At 52.9% G+C, this 13,052-nt stretch carries 13 protein-coding genes; 8 read left to right on the forward strand and 5 right to left on the reverse strand.

Annotated features, from left to right (window positions below; translation table 11 throughout):
- Nucleotides 1-3 precede the first annotated feature (3 nt).
- A complete protein-coding gene (locus WNY38_RS10565) occupies nucleotides 4-552 on the reverse strand; it encodes a sigma-70 family RNA polymerase sigma factor (protein WP_342857301.1) in 549 nt (182 codons plus the stop codon).
- A 234-nt stretch (nucleotides 553-786) separates the two neighbouring features.
- On the opposite strand from WNY38_RS10565, the gene WNY38_RS10570 reads away from it, so the two are divergent.
- The 7 genes from WNY38_RS10570 (at nucleotide 787) to tsaD (ending at nucleotide 6,357) form a co-directional block, all read left to right on the forward strand.
- Complete coding sequence (locus WNY38_RS10570; RefSeq protein WP_342857302.1) at nucleotides 787-2,091, forward strand: FAD-dependent oxidoreductase; 1,305 nt, start codon at nucleotides 787-789, stop codon at nucleotides 2,089-2,091.
- Nucleotides 2,088-2,861: a DUF1365 domain-containing protein gene (locus WNY38_RS10575; RefSeq protein WP_342857303.1), complete on the forward strand. Its 774-nt coding sequence runs from the start codon at nucleotides 2,088-2,090 to the stop codon at nucleotides 2,859-2,861. The genes WNY38_RS10570 and WNY38_RS10575 overlap by 4 nt, the downstream gene beginning before the upstream one ends.
- Nucleotides 2,858-3,586 carry an SDR family NAD(P)-dependent oxidoreductase gene (locus tag WNY38_RS10580; protein ID WP_342857304.1) on the forward strand — a complete coding sequence of 243 codons (729 nt, stop codon included), beginning with the start codon at nucleotides 2,858-2,860 and terminating at the stop codon, nucleotides 3,584-3,586. Before WNY38_RS10575 ends, WNY38_RS10580 begins: the two co-directional genes overlap by 4 nt.
- An 85-nt stretch (nucleotides 3,587-3,671) precedes the next feature.
- The gene (gene tsaE / locus WNY38_RS10585) at nucleotides 3,672-4,160 is read left to right on the forward strand and encodes a tRNA (adenosine(37)-N6)-threonylcarbamoyltransferase complex ATPase subunit type 1 TsaE (RefSeq protein WP_342857305.1); all 489 of its coding nucleotides are present in this window, start codon (nucleotides 3,672-3,674) and stop codon (nucleotides 4,158-4,160) included.
- On the forward strand, nucleotides 4,153-4,758 hold the full coding sequence (locus tag WNY38_RS10590) for a hypothetical protein (RefSeq protein ID WP_342857306.1): 606 nt from the start codon (nucleotides 4,153-4,155) through the stop codon (nucleotides 4,756-4,758). Before tsaE ends, WNY38_RS10590 begins: the two co-directional genes overlap by 8 nt.
- Nucleotides 4,758-5,372 carry an L-threonylcarbamoyladenylate synthase gene (locus WNY38_RS10595; protein ID WP_342857307.1) on the forward strand — a complete coding sequence of 205 codons (615 nt, stop codon included), beginning with the start codon at nucleotides 4,758-4,760 and terminating at the stop codon, nucleotides 5,370-5,372. Before WNY38_RS10590 ends, WNY38_RS10595 begins: the two co-directional genes overlap by 1 nt.
- Nucleotides 5,365-6,357, forward strand: a complete 993-nt coding sequence (gene tsaD, locus WNY38_RS10600; RefSeq protein WP_342857308.1) for a tRNA (adenosine(37)-N6)-threonylcarbamoyltransferase complex transferase subunit TsaD — start codon at nucleotides 5,365-5,367, stop codon at nucleotides 6,355-6,357. Before WNY38_RS10595 ends, tsaD begins: the two co-directional genes overlap by 8 nt.
- Here tsaD and WNY38_RS10605 read toward each other — a convergent pair.
- From WNY38_RS10605 to WNY38_RS10620, 4 genes are read right to left on the reverse strand one after another with little or no spacing between them, the layout of a single operon-like run.
- Complete coding sequence (locus tag WNY38_RS10605; protein ID WP_342857309.1) at nucleotides 6,354-7,091, reverse strand: proteasome-type protease; 738 nt, start codon at nucleotides 7,089-7,091, stop codon at nucleotides 6,354-6,356. The two genes, tsaD and WNY38_RS10605, sit on opposite strands and share 4 nt — an antisense overlap.
- 15 nt (nucleotides 7,092-7,106) lie before the next feature.
- Nucleotides 7,107-7,904 carry a transglutaminase family protein gene (locus WNY38_RS10610; RefSeq protein WP_342857310.1) on the reverse strand — a complete coding sequence of 266 codons (798 nt, stop codon included), beginning with the start codon at nucleotides 7,902-7,904 and terminating at the stop codon, nucleotides 7,107-7,109.
- Nucleotides 7,905-7,907: 3 nt separating this feature from the next.
- Nucleotides 7,908-8,849, reverse strand: coding sequence for an alpha-E domain-containing protein (locus WNY38_RS10615; protein ID WP_342857311.1), 942 nt, complete (start codon nucleotides 8,847-8,849; stop codon nucleotides 7,908-7,910).
- 1 nt (nucleotide 8,850) lies between these two features.
- Nucleotides 8,851-10,275 carry a circularly permuted type 2 ATP-grasp protein gene (locus WNY38_RS10620; RefSeq protein ID WP_342857312.1) on the reverse strand — a complete coding sequence of 475 codons (1,425 nt, stop codon included), beginning with the start codon at nucleotides 10,273-10,275 and terminating at the stop codon, nucleotides 8,851-8,853.
- A 396-nt stretch (nucleotides 10,276-10,671) separates the two neighbouring features.
- Here WNY38_RS10620 and WNY38_RS10625 point away from each other — a divergent pair, with 396 nt between their 5' ends.
- Nucleotides 10,672-12,870, forward strand: coding sequence for an NADP-dependent isocitrate dehydrogenase (locus tag WNY38_RS10625; protein ID WP_342857313.1), 2,199 nt, complete (start codon nucleotides 10,672-10,674; stop codon nucleotides 12,868-12,870).
- Nucleotides 12,871-13,052 lie beyond the last annotated feature (182 nt).

Below are 13,052 nucleotides of genomic sequence, written 5' to 3' on the forward strand. Positions count from 1 at the left end.
GTTTTACCGCTCTCCTTTCAATTCATGGCGCAGACGCTCAAGTCCAAGTCGAATGCGCGATTTGATTGTGCCGAGCGGAAGACCTGTTTCGGCTTGGATTTCACTGTGGGACAGCTCACCCAAATAGGCTTTTTGCACCAAGTCGCGTTGCTCAGGGTTCAGACGAGAAATCGCAGCACGCAGACTGGCCGCTTCTTGCTCGATCCCCAAAACCTGTTCGCCATCTATGTCGGTGCTTTCGGGCATGGCCAATTCTTCGGGCATGGGCCGGCGATCTTTACGGATCACGTCGATTTGACGATTTCGCGCGATCTGGAAAATCCAACCTGACACATTCGCACGCTCTGGGTTGAATGAATGGGCTTTGCGCCACACAGACAACATCACGTCTTGAACAACATCGTCAGCTTGCGCAGCGCCAAATCCGTTTTTCATCAACATACCGCGCAAACGAGGCGCAAAATGGTCAAATAGCATAGCGAAAGCGTCACGATCACGCGCGTCCCGCACCCTGAGCATCCATTCTGTCTGCTCAGTGAAAGTTGTCGACATGGCTGAAGTCACGGGCGTCCTCTCACGAGAGATTTTGCACGCATGTCGCGCTTGTCGCAAAATGGGCGCAAGACCAGCGCCATCCAAAATCTTATGTTCATCAACTATCATACCAAGCATACGCAGCCCGTCGATAGATGGATCACATTCCGTGTGAATTATTTTGAACCGATGAATTAAGTGATCCAAACGGGGTGAGATCGCGTAGCCTATATAAGCAACATAGGATTTCCGATGTCATTTGATATTCCCACCCAAGCCCGCTCACGCATTGCCATTATCGGCTCGGGTATTTCTGGCCTCGCCAGCGCGTACTTATTGTCGCCCCAGCATGATGTAACGATTTTTGAATCTGAGCCACGCTTAGGGGGACATGCACGCACGCGGATCGCCGGCAAAAACGGCGACCAGCCGGTGGATACAGGATTTATCGTGTTCAACTATGCCAATTATCCCAATTTGACGGCGATGTTTGATGCGCTGAATGTACCTGTGATCAAATCGGACATGAGCTTTGGTGCGACCATCAACAACGGCGCTGTGGAATATGGATTGCAGGGGCTGGGCGCGCTGTTTGCGCAGAAATCCAACATGGCACGCCCTGCGTTTTTGCGCATGGTGCGCGACATTTTCAAATTCAACACCCATGCAGAAAACACGGTGCAAGACGAGACGACCACCATTGGCGAATTGACCGAACAGCTGGGCTTAGGGGATTGGTTCATCCAATACTACCTGATGCCGATATGTGGTGCGATTTGGTCGACCCCCCCATCCGAGGTACGCAATTACCCTGCCGCCAGCCTACTGCGGTTTTTCCGCAACCACGCCTTGCTGTCCGCCACGGGCCAACACCAATGGTACACTGTCAAAGGCGGATCCATTGAATATGTGAACCGGCTTGAGACTCATCTAAAAATGATGGGCTGCACGATGCGCCTTGGCACCCCTGTTTCTGCCGTGACGCGCTCGGCCCTTGGCGTCACTGTAACGGCCAAAAACGGTACGACTGAAAGTTTCGACCAAGTCATCTTTGCCTGCCATTCAGATCAAGCCATCAAACTGATCGCGAAACCAACCCCAACAGAGCAAAAAGCCCTGTCTGATCTGCGCTATCAAGCCAATCGCGTGACGCTGCACTGTGATCCAAATCAAATGCCCAAACGCCGCGCCGCTTGGTCCTCATGGGTCTACAAATCGGACAATGTCGGACAAGAACAATCCCTTGGCGTTACCTATTGGATGAACAGGCTGCAAGCGATTGACGAGCGCGATCCTTTGTTTGTCACGCTCAATGCGGCCACCCCGATTGATGAGGCGAAAATTTATGACGAGACAACACTCTATCACCCAGTGTTCGACAATGCGGCTTTGACAGCGCAAAAGACCATCCAGTCCATCAACGGCGACAATCGAACGTGGTTTGCGGGTGCGTATTTGCGCAATGGCTTTCATGAAGACGGGTTTCATTCCGCCGTGCAAGTGGCCGATAAAATGGCCGAACAGTCCCCTGCAAAACTGGCGGCAATACTGGCATGACACAACATCGCCCCGAGCACATAGCGGGCCACACCAGCCATGCGCGACGCGGGTCTATAAAGAACGCCTTTCGCTATGGAGTGGACTTTGTGTTGATCGATCTTGATGCGCCCGCGATCAAGCTTCCAGCATTGCTTTCGCGCAATCGGCTCAATTTAGCGTCCATTCATGATCGTGACCACGGGGGCCGGTTGAAACAAGGAATCGGTGTCGATTGGGCGCGCAGGCATTTCGCAGATGCGGGCCTTAATGATCTACGCATCGATCTGCTCACACAGCCACGGTTTCTAGGATACGGGTTTAACCCCGTTAGTTTTTGGCTGGGCTGGCGCGGCCTGCAATTGATGGGTGTGATCGCCGAAGTATCAACGCCTTTCGATGATCGCCATTCTTATTTGTGCGTGAAAGATGATCTCAGCCCCATCACCAAAGCCGACAAAATCACCGCCCCCAAAGCGCTGCATGTTTCGCCATTTCAACAGGTTGACGGGCATTACGCGTTTCATTTTGACATTACATCAGACCGCGTCGCCATCCGTATTTTTCATGGCAATGGGAATGAGGGCGTGATCGCCACTCTCTATGGTCCGCGCAAGCCGATGACCAACATGTCGCTGGTGCAGGCTTACCTGCGCCGTCCCTTTGGCCCGCTGCGCACCATGGCTTTGATCCACTGGCAAGCACTTGTGTTAAAGTTCAAGGGCGCGACCTACCGAAGACGCCCTGCCCCGCCGACACATGATCTTACAAAATCTGGAGCCCCCAAATGACAGACGCGTTTACAGGTAAAACATGGTGGATTGTCGGGGCCTCAGACGGGCTTGGCGCAGCTTTGGCCAAAATGATCGCGATGCGTGGCGCCCACGTTATTTTGTCGGCCCGCTCGGAAGACAAGTTGAATGACCTCGCCACATCATTGCCCAACGCAACAGTTTTGCCGATGGATGTGACTGATGCGAAGAGCGTTCTTACAGCCACCCCACGTGCCCAGCACGCCGATGCGATGCTCTATTGTGTTGGCACCTACGAGCAAATGAATGCACGCGATTGGGACGCGAAGGCCGTTGAACGGATGATCGACACCAATTTCACAGGCGCGGCACGGGTTCTAGCCGGCGTTGTGCCGCACTACGTCACCCGTGGGTTTGGTCACATCATGCTGATCGGATCGCTGTCGGGATATCGCGGTCTGCCGGCGGCTGTTGGGTATTCTGCCTCCAAAGCCGCGCTGATGCATTTGGCTGAAAACCTGTTGATTGATCTCAAAGGCTCTGGCGTTAACGTCCAGATCGCCAACCCCGGTTTTATCAAGACGCGCCTGACCGCCAAAAACGATTTCGACATGCCTCAGATCATGACTGCCGACGTGGCCGCGACCCATGTGCTCAAAGCCATCGACAGCGGTCGGTTCGAGACCGCCTTTCCGCGGCCTTTTGCTTGGGTGTTCAAATGGGGGCGCTATTTGCCGCGCGGGCTGTTCAACAAGTTGTTTTAATCGCGTGCCAAACGCGGATCCCATGGACCTTTGAGCATTTTTGGCCTAAATCCGCCTCAGGAATTCATGTCTAGGGATCAACAGCGTGACCGCGCATAAGATTCAATCCATCGTGCTTCATGCCTCAAATGAAGCACAAACCAGCCGCATCGCGGCACAGCTTGCCGCCCATATGCGTGCAGGCGATGTTGCGCTACTCGATGGATCTTTAGCTGCGGGCAAAACCTTTTTCATTCGTGCGCTTGTGGGGGCATTAGGCAGCTTGGAAGACGTCACCAGCCCGACCTATACAATCGCCAATATCTACGAGGCGCCGAAAGCCCCCGTGTTGCATGTTGACGCATATCGCCTTGAAACGTCGAAAGAATTCTACCACTTGGGTTTGGATGACTATTTCGACAGTGCGATTTGCTTGATCGAATGGGGCGCGCGGATTGACGGGTTCTTTGATGCGCCTTTGCAAATCGACATCGCCTTTGGCGACACAGACGCAGACCGCATTTTCACGCTCTCTTCCAATGACACGCGGTGGGCTCCTGTCTTTGCCGATCTTGAGGTTACGCTCAATGACTGACCTGACCTTTTTGCTTCAAACGTCAAATGGCGTGCCAGTTTTGGGACTGGCGTGTGGCGATGACATCGTATTCGACAGTGCCACTGACGAGGCCCTAATCGGCTCACGCGATTACCGCATGGTGTTGGAAACGGGGCTGGACCGGCTTGGGGCAAAGCTTACAGACATCAAACAGATTTTTGTCGACATCGGCCCCGGTGGTCTTGGTGTGACCCGCACAGGTGTTGCTTTTGCCAATGCCTTGGGTTTTGCCATTGGGCTGCCGACGACAGGCCTGCCCGCCTTTGAACTGCTCGGCGCTGAGGCGTCCCTTGGCGACGCGCCTGTTGCGATCTTGCGAAAAGCGGCGCGGCCTTTCGTGCATTTCGGGGTGTTCGAAAATGGCGCGCTTGCACATTACGAACATTGTAAGCGCGATAGCGCGTTAACTTCACTCGAAAAATTAGACAAATACCGTATTGTCGGCAATGTTGAGGTCGACGGGCAAGAACCGCCTTTGACCAACGTGGCGTCGATGGCCGCCATGTTAAAAGTCGCGCGTTCCAAAGCATTCCCGCAGCCAGATGCGCGTACCTATCCAATTGTGGAGGTCTTATAATGTCATTTGATCCGCGCATTTTGGTCGAGACACAACAAACGCTTGTCTCTGGCGGCGTGGTGCTTTTGGCCACGGACACGGTCTTAGGGCTTGTGGCCTTGCCAAGTGACAGCACTGCTGTCGATAAGGTCTATGCACTAAAAAAACGTCCGCGGGATAAAAACCTGCCGATCATCGTCGCCTCCGCCGATCAGATCACCGCTTTTGGTGGTCAGATCAGCCCAAGCGCGCGCGCTTGTTTGAACAGCAAACATATGCCGGGGCCGCTGACAATAGCGATAGAGTTGCAGACAGAAATCGCGCCAAGCTGGCTGTCGGGCCGCGCAGAATGTGCCATTCGCATCCCCGATGATGCGCTGTTGCTGGCGCTGCTGACCAATTTGGGGCCTTTGATGGCCACATCCGCGAATTTGTCGGGTCGAGACACGCCGCACACGACAGATGAAGCCGTAATCCAGTTGAACGGCACGCCGGATTATGTCGTTGCAGGACAAGCCAAATCGCAAGCACCTTCGACATTGGTCAATTGCCGTATCTCACCGCCTAAGATCGAACGCATCGGGGCCGTGTCTGAGGCCGAGATCGCTGCTATTTTGGAGCGCGCCAATGACTGAGTATGTATTGGGAATCGAGAGTTCTTGCGATGACACCTCCGTGGCGCTGGTTGCAAAAGATGGGTCTGTCAGAGCGATCAAAACCGTGTCGCAATATGAAATTCATCAAGCCCATGGCGGGGTGTATCCAGAGCTGGCCTCGCGTGCGCATTTGGAAGCGATTTTGCCGACGATTCAAGCTGTTATGGATGAGGGGCAAGTCATTCCTAGCAATCTCAAAGCCATCGGCGTCACCCGTGGGCCGGGCTTGATCGGATCGCTTTTGATCGGGCTGTCGACGGCTGAAGCTCTATCGATGGGTTGGGGCATGCCCGTTTATGGCATCAATCATTTGCGTGGGCATATGCGCTCTGTCGATTTGGAAGAGACGCGCACCACCTACCCCGCGGTGGTAATGTTGGTCTCTGGCGGGCACACTTTGGTGGCCGAGCTTAAAGACCCGTGGAGCTATCGTTTGCTGGGCACAACCCGCGACGATTCAGTTGGGGAAAGCTATGATAAAGTGGCGCGAATGCTGGGTCTCGGCATGCCAGGGGGGCCTGCGATTGATGCGGCGGCCAACCGCGGAACGCCCGTGTTGCGCCTGCCCCGTCCAATGAAAACCGAGGGTTATGAGTTTTCATTCTCAGGCCTGAAATCATCTGTGGCGCGCCATATCGAGAAACACCCTGAGGTCAGCGTCGACGACATGTCTGCGTCTTTTGTCGCTGCCTGTATGGATGTGCTGATCGCCAAGGCCGAGCGCGCGGTGATCGAATGCGCACCAAAATCGCTGATCATTGTGGGCGGTGTGGCCGCGTCACCGCAACTGCGAGACGGAATGGCGCAATTGGCGCAAGACCACGGCATATCCTTGTGTTTGCCTCCAATTAAATGGGCGACAGACAATGGTGCTATGATCGGTTTGGCCACTTGGGACTACATAGAAAAAGGGATCAAGCCGGACTTGATCCCCAAACCAAATTTAGGCCTTGAGACGCCTTAGGCGTCGTGACTGTAGTTTGGCAGGCTGTCCAAAGCGGTTTTTAAAGCTTCCCCCCAACCATTTGAAATGGTTTGAAAATACTCATTGTCCGCCTCAACACGCGTTTGCACCCCGATTTTAAAACTATCGGTTTCGTAGGTATGCACGTCCAAAGGGAGCCCCACAGACAGGTTGGCTTTGATCGTGCTATCAAAAGACACGAGCAGCAGCTTGATCGCCTCTTCAAAAGACATTTTTGGATCATAAGCACGCACCAAAATAGGCTTGCCGTACTTGGTTTCACCGATTTGGAAGAACGGTGTGTCGGTGCTGGCCTCAATGAAATTGCCTTGGGGATAGATCAAAAACAACCGTGGAGGCGTGCCTTTGATTTGGCCCGCCAAAATAACCGTGGCGTTGAATCCGTTGTCGGCTTTTTGCCCCTCGTCCGCGTGATTGGAAATGACGTCCTTCAACGTGTCCGCGATAAGCTGGGCCGCTTGAAACATTGACGGCACGGCAAAGATAGAGGGTTCACGATCCTCAGGCGCTTTGCTGCGCTCATCAAGCAGACTGATCAAGGCTTGTGTCGTGGCCAAATTACCAGCTGTCATCACAGTGAGCACGCGTTCTCCCGGCTCTTCCCAAGTGGCCATTTTGCGAAACATAGAGATGTTATCGACGCCTGCATTCGTGCGTGTGTCTGACATCATAACAAGCCCGCGATCGAGCATCATTCCAACGCAATATGTCATAGTGCTGAGTTCGCTTTACTGTTGGGCGACTTCAATTTGAACGCTCAAGCGTTCACCAGAGCCGCCATATGTCGTCCCTGTTACAGGAGCAGCCCCAGCATAGTCCAGCCCTGTCGCAACCCGGACATAGCGGACGTCAGGTGAAATTGCATTGGACACATCAAAACCCACCCATCCAAGGTCGGGTATATGCACCTCAGCCCATGCATGCGTCGCTTCTTGCTCGATCCGGTCGTCCATCAGCAAATACCCTGACACATAGCGCGCGGGGAATCCCATAGCCCGAGCACAGGCGAGAAAAATATGACTGTGATCTTGGCAAACGCCTTTACCGGCACTCAAAGCATCCTCAGCAGAGCCCGTAGGCAATGAGCTGCCAACTTCGTAGATGACGTTTTCATTAATCACTTTTGAAAGGCAATGGAGACGTTCCAAATCGGCGTCGCCTTTTATCTTTTTGATCAATTTACGCGTACCAGGCCCTGCTTTCGTCAGGTTCGTAGATTTTTCGTAGAACCATAGGGGTGCAGGTCCGCGATGTTTGCCCATCATACCGTGAGATTCTGTCATCTCGACCTCGCCTTCGCTGATCAAGGTTACTTCGGCAGCGTCACGATTGAAAGAAATGAGATCAACCTGATTGTTGTTGTGATCGTTGTAGGAGACTTCTTTAGCGCCGCCTGTCACACTTGTTTCCCAGTTGGCAATCTTTTGAAACGGGCTTGCTTTAGGCGTCAACCGCACCTGTTGGAGCCCGTAAGATACTGGCGTGTCAAAGACATATCGCGTCGTGTGGCGGATTTTCAATTTCATGGGTTACTCATAGAACCTAAAGTCAATTTCGACCTGACGACCCAATTCTCCGAAGGCACCGAGCACAGATTGAATGTACTCATGCAAACCTTCTTCGAAAATCACATCAATGTCATTATGCGCAAATCGAGAGACCAAGGTCTTGGCCAGTTCCAAGGATTTTGGCTCGACCCCGTAGTCTAAGGATAGGTGCTCAAGATTATCAAGCACTTTACGCGCACAAAAGTTCAAACTGCGCGGCATACGTTTGTCTAAAACCAAGAACTGCGCGATATCGCGGGGATTGGTGCTGTTGCCATGCACCATGCGGAACCCGCCACGTCCTGAAACAGAACGCAAAATGGTTTCCCATTGCACGTTATCGATCGAAGATCCGACAGAATATACAGAAGGGAGCAAAACGTAATATTTCACATCCAGAATGCGCGCAGTTGCATTCGCTCGTTCTAAAAACGTACCGATGCGGGCAAAGTTATACATGTCGTTGCGCAACATCGTACCGTGGGTTGCCCCACGGACCAATGCGGTGCGTTGGCGCACAAGCCCCAAAGCGGAGGGCAGATCGCGCTCTGACACTTTACGGGCCAGCGTTTTTTTAGACGCCATAAAGCAGCCGTTCATCGCTTCCCATACTTCATGTGTCAAAGCAGTGCGGACCAATCGTGCATTCTGTCGGGCCGTGGCAATGCCGGACATCACAGACGAGGGGTTATCCTTGGAGCGCAGCATCCAGTCGATAGCATCGTCCTTGTTTACCTCGTCATGCCCTTCGAAATACCCGTAAGCGACGCCTGCGGTTTTCATCACAGAGCGCCATTCATCATCATCAGCGTCCGAACGTGTCAGGCCTATACGTTGACCTGTTTCAATCAAGCGCGATGTGTTCTCAGCCCGTTCCAGATAACGATACATCCAGTAGAGGCCGTTTGCAGTTTTTCCTAGCATATCAGTCCTCCAGCACCCATGTGTCTTTGGTCCCGCCCCCTTGGGAGGAGTTGACCACAAGCGATCCTTTTTTTAGCGCAACGCGGGTCAAACCACCCGGAGTGATGTTGATGCCTTGCGGCGAGCATTGCACATAGGGTCGCAAATCCACATGGCGTGGTGACAAACCGGCTTTGTTGAAAATCGGCACGGTTGAAAGGCTTAGTGTCGGCTGGGCGATGTAATTCCCCGGGCGCGCTTTGAGTTTGCGGCGGAAGGCATCGAGTTCACGTTTGCTAGATGTCGGGCCAATCAACATGCCGTAGCCGCCAGATCCGTGGACCTCTTTGACGACCAAATCTGACAGGTTATCAAGAACATAGGCCAAAGAATCCGGCTCATTACAGCGCCATGTCGGCACGTTTTTCAAGATTGCTTTTTCGCCCGTATAGAATTCGACGATGTCCGGCATATAACTGTAGATCGCTTTATCGTCCGCGATCCCAGTGCCCGGCGCGTTGGCAATGGTGATGCCACCTGCGCGGTAGACATCCATAATCCCAGGCACGCCCAAGGCGCTGTCAGGATTGAAACTGAGCGGGTCTAAATATTCGTCATCGATCCGGCGATACAGCACATCAATCGGCTTATAGCCGCGGGTCGTGCGCATGGCGACGCGCCCATTTACGACGCGCAGATCATGGCCTTCGACCAGTTCCACACCCATTTGATCGGCCAAAAACGCGTGCTCGTAATAGGCAGAGTTGTACACACCGGGCGTCAAGACAGCCACAGTTGGTGTGCCCTCACAGGCAGCGGGCGCACAAGCGGCCAAAGAGCGGCGCAAATCGGCAGGATAGTTTTGGATCGACTGCACTTTGTTTTTCGCAAACAGCTCAGGGAACATTTGCAGCATCGTTTCGCGATTTTCTAACATATACGACACACCTGACGGCGTGCGCGCATTGTCTTCTAACACGTAAAAATCATCGTCACCCGTGCGGACCAAATCGACCCCCACAATATGCGTATAGATGCCACCCGGAGGGGTCATGCCCAACATCTGCGGTAAAAATGCTTCGTTATTGGCGATCATCTCACGCGGCACACGGCCTGCTTTGATAATCTCTTGTCTGTTGTACACATCATGCAAAAAAGCGTTGATCGCGCGCACACGCTGTTCGATACCTTTGGACAATTTTTTCCATTCACGCGCAGCAATTATGCGCGGAATGATATCAAATGGTATCAAGCGCTCTTCGGCTTCGGAACGTCCGTAAACGTTAAAGGTGATGCCCATCAGGCGGAACACCTCTTCAGCCTCGCGCTGCTTGGCCCGTAATCGCGCGGGATCTTCGCCTTCAAACCAGTGGTTGAATTCCGCATAAGGCGCGCGAAGCTGACCCTCAGTGCCCAACATTTCGTCAAAGATGTTTTTTTCAGTCATGGTTTGAGGCTAGGTCCGAAAATCAAGGGTTACAATAGGTTCTCGTCTGCAAAGACACCCAAAATAGAGTGTGATTAACTTTTAATCAGCTGAGAATAGCCTGCAGATGTCATGCCCTTACGTCATTTATGTGGCTGTATGGAACGATTCTTTCATCTGCTTGAAGACGACGCTTGGCGTGGCATAGAATCTAGAAACTCAATCCCAACCGTTACACTCACGATATTCAATGACGCATTTGGCAAAGATTTTCTCTCTGTATACCATTGCACACATTGACTTGGGCGGCCGTCTGATTTACCTGAATGGCAACAGCGTGGACTGGGGGACGTGGATGCCCTGCGAGCCTCTGCCGCGCAGGTATTTGTCCGATCATATCGTGAAAGAGACCAAAGCATGGCCAATCAAACCCCAGACATTATCTACACAATCGTTGACGAAGCCCCCGAGCTTGCGCGCCACTCCCTTTTACCGATCATTCGCTACTTTGCGAAAGCTGCCGACATCAGCGTTGAAACCCGCGACATCTCTTTGGCCGGCCGTATTTTGGCGCTCTTCCCTGATCTTTTGACCGAAGACCAGCGCGTGTCTGACGATTTGGCAGAGCTTGGAAAATTGGTTAAAACAGCCGACGCCAACGTGATCAAATTGCCTAACGTTTCGGCATCTGTTCCACAGCTAACTGACGCAATCGCAGAATTGCAGTCCAAAGGCTTTGCGATTCCTGACTACCCTGCAGAGCCTGCAACAGACGCAGAAAAAGCCATCCGCGCCAAATACGACACCGTAAAAGGGTCCGCCGTGAACCCTGTCTTGCGCGAAGGCAACTCTGATCGCCGCTCTGCCAAGGCGGTGAAGTCTTATGCGATGGCCAACCCGCACCGCATGGGCGTATGGACAGCCGACAGCAAGACACATGTTGCGTCTATGTCCGGCAATGATTTTTTTGCCAACGAGACATCCGCGACTATCTCAGCTGACCAAGCAGGCGGCGCAAGAATCATCTTCACTGCAGCGGACGGAACCAAAACTGTTCTCAAAGACGGTCTGACATATATTGAAGGCGAAATCGTTGACGCGACATTCATGTCCGTTGCCGCTTTGCGTGACTTCATCAAAGCCGAAATCGCGTCCATGGAAGACGGCGTTTTGTTCTCTGTGCACCTCAAAGCCACCATGATGAAAGTCTCTGACCCGATCCTCTTTGGTCACTTTGTGTCGGTCTACATCGAAGATTTCATGGCCAAGCATGGCGACACAGTGAAAGCACTGGGCTTTAACCCCAACGCTGGTCTTGGCGATCTCGAAGAGCGCATCAAAGGCAACGCCGAATTGGAAGCGGATCTGAAAACTGCCCTCGCAGGCAAACCTGACATGTACATGGTGAACTCAGACAAAGGCATCACCAACCTGCACGTGTCCTCAGACGTCATCATCGATGCGTCCATGCCAGCCGTGATCAAAGCAGGCGGCATCGGTTGGGGTCCTGACGGCAAAGCCGCAGACACCAAATGCTGCATCCCAGACAATTGCTACGCTGGCATCTACGACGAGACCATCAACTTCTTCAAAGAAAACGGCGCATTGGATGTCACCACTTGTGGTGCTGTATCCAACGTTGGCTTGATGGCGCAAAAAGCCGAAGAATACGGTTCACACCCAACAACATTCGAGCTGCCAACGGCTGGTACAGTTGAGATCGTTCTCGACACCGGCGACGTGCTGCATTCGCACGCTGTTGAGGCTGGCGACGTCTGGCGGTCTTCGACTGCGAAAAAAGAGCCTATTCTTGATTGGATCAAAACAGGTATCGAGCGTTTCGACGCTGTTGGCACAGCGGCCTTCTGGTTAGACGCCAACCGCGCCCACGACGCAGAGCTGATCAAATACGTCGACGCAGCACTTAAAGCGGCGGGCAAAGACATCCCAATCATGGCGCCACGCGAAGCGACGCGTTTCTCATGGGTTGAGATGACAAAAGGCAAAGACGTTGTGACCATCTCTGGCAACGTGTTGCGCGACTACCTGACCGATTTGTTCCCAATCTTGGAACTTGGCACATCTGCAAAAATGCTTTCCATCGTGAAATTGATGAACGGTGGCGGCCTGTTTGAAACAGGTGCTGGTGGTTCTGCGCCGAAACACGTGGAACAGCTGGTTGACGAAAACCACCTGCGTTGGGACAGCCTTGGCGAATTCTGTGCGCTTGGCGAAAGTTTCAACTTCTTGGCTGCGGCCAAAGGCAAAACCAAAGCAGCCGTTTTGGGTCAAGCCGTGGAAGACGCCACAGTGAAGCTCTTGTTAGAGAACAAATCGCCAGAGCGCAAAGTCGGTCAAAACGACAACCGCTCTTCACACTACTGGTTCGCACGTTTCTGGGCAGAAGCCTTGGCAACACAAGACGCTGACGCAGAACTCAAAGCACACTTCGCACAAGTGGCTGAAAAGCTTGAAACAGGCGAAGCTGCGATTTTGAACGAGCTTAAAAAAGACGAAGGTAAACCAGCAGATATGGATGGCTACTACAAATCAGACGCCGCCAAAACATCCGCGATCATGCGCCCATCTACAACGCTCAACGCCATCATCGGCTAAGCTTCGCGCAAATACACAAGTTTTTGGGGAACCTTAGGGTTCCCCTTTTTTATCCTCGCATCACATTACGGTGTAACGGTTGCTCATCGCCGAGCTTGACTGTTGCGGCGCAGCTTTCCTAGCGCAAGCATGAACTATCTACTTGGCAAGACGGTTCCAAGAATTCATCAGGCCGAACCCAA

The sequence above is a fragment of the Pacificibacter sp. AS14 genome (assembly GCF_038899935.1).
Taxonomy (GTDB): Bacteria; Pseudomonadota; Alphaproteobacteria; order Rhodobacterales; family Rhodobacteraceae; genus Celeribacter.

What these genes read in the sequence shown, in the direction of transcription:
- WNY38_RS10565 (WP_342857301.1), bottom strand. Translation starts at nt 552, where the DNA reads ATGTCGACAACTTTCACTGAGCAGACAGAATGGATGCTCAGGGTGCGG.
- WNY38_RS10570 (WP_342857302.1), top strand. Translation starts at nt 787, where the DNA reads ATGTCATTTGATATTCCCACCCAAGCCCGCTCACGCATTGCCATTATC.
- WNY38_RS10575 (WP_342857303.1), top strand. Translation starts at nt 2,088, where the DNA reads ATGACACAACATCGCCCCGAGCACATAGCGGGCCACACCAGCCATGCG.
- WNY38_RS10580 (WP_342857304.1), top strand. Translation starts at nt 2,858, where the DNA reads ATGACAGACGCGTTTACAGGTAAAACATGGTGGATTGTCGGGGCCTCA.
- WNY38_RS10590 (WP_342857306.1), top strand. Translation starts at nt 4,153, where the DNA reads ATGACTGACCTGACCTTTTTGCTTCAAACGTCAAATGGCGTGCCAGTT.
- WNY38_RS10595 (WP_342857307.1), top strand. Translation starts at nt 4,758, where the DNA reads ATGTCATTTGATCCGCGCATTTTGGTCGAGACACAACAAACGCTTGTC.
- tsaD (WP_342857308.1), top strand. Translation starts at nt 5,365, where the DNA reads ATGACTGAGTATGTATTGGGAATCGAGAGTTCTTGCGATGACACCTCC.
- WNY38_RS10605 (WP_342857309.1), bottom strand. Translation starts at nt 7,091, where the DNA reads ATGACATATTGCGTTGGAATGATGCTCGATCGCGGGCTTGTTATGATG.
- WNY38_RS10610 (WP_342857310.1), bottom strand. Translation starts at nt 7,904, where the DNA reads ATGAAATTGAAAATCCGCCACACGACGCGATATGTCTTTGACACGCCA.
- WNY38_RS10615 (WP_342857311.1), bottom strand. Translation starts at nt 8,849, where the DNA reads ATGCTAGGAAAAACTGCAAACGGCCTCTACTGGATGTATCGTTATCTG.
- WNY38_RS10620 (WP_342857312.1), bottom strand. Translation starts at nt 10,275, where the DNA reads ATGACTGAAAAAAACATCTTTGACGAAATGTTGGGCACTGAGGGTCAG.
- WNY38_RS10625 (WP_342857313.1), top strand. Translation starts at nt 10,672, where the DNA reads ATGGCCAATCAAACCCCAGACATTATCTACACAATCGTTGACGAAGCC.